Origin of the sequence: Amycolatopsis sp. WAC 04197 (genome assembly GCF_003947475.1) — a bacterium.
GTDB lineage: Bacteria > Actinomycetota > Actinomycetes > Mycobacteriales > Pseudonocardiaceae > Amycolatopsis > Amycolatopsis japonica.
In genome coordinates, this window is record NZ_QHJK01000034.1 from 1 (window position 1) to 638 (window position 638).

Annotated in this window: 1 protein-coding gene; it reads left to right on the forward strand. The window is 68.8% G+C overall.

Annotation, left to right across the window (positions count from 1 at the left end; translation table 11 throughout):
- Positions 1-182: 182 nt before the first annotated feature.
- Positions 183-638: GtrA family protein (locus DMC64_RS43645; protein WP_305020020.1), on the forward strand; the 456-nt coding region annotated here is incomplete at its 3' end.

Consider the following 638-nt stretch of genomic DNA (forward strand, 5'->3'; position numbering starts at 1 on the left):
GTTACGCGGAGTTCAACGCCTGGACCGACTCCGAGGTGGCGGCGATCGTGGCCGGGGCGGGGCTGCCGTCCGCACCCAGCGCTCGCGCTTGGCGATTAAAAGGGCATTTGTCCCGTTTAGCTGGGTAGCACGGCGCCATGCGCCTGACGTCCACCTCTGACCTGTGGTGGAAAAATGCCGTCGTGTACTGCTTGGACGTCGAGACGTTCAAGGACGGTACCGGCGACGGCGTGGGCGACTTCCGGCTGCTGTCCCGCACGGCCGTGGACGCCCTGCTCTCGCTGCCGGAGTACAACCGCTTCTCCAAGGCCCTGTTCTCCTGGATCGGCTTCGACACGGTCACCTTCGACTACCGCAATGCCGCCCGGGAGGCGGGCGCCACCAAGTGCCGCCCCCGCCCCCGCGGACGCCGCCCCCGCCGGCTCCCGGGCCGGCTGATGCGCGCGTTGCCGGTGCTCGCCCCCTGGGGCCAGATCGTGCGCTTCGCCGCCGTCGGCGGGGTCAACACCCTGACGTTCTATGCCTGTTACCTGCCGCTTCGCCGGATGCTGCCGTACTTCGCGGCCTACACCGGCGCCTTCGCGCTGAGCATGCTCGGCTCGTTCCTCCTGAACACCTACTTCACCTACCGCACCCGG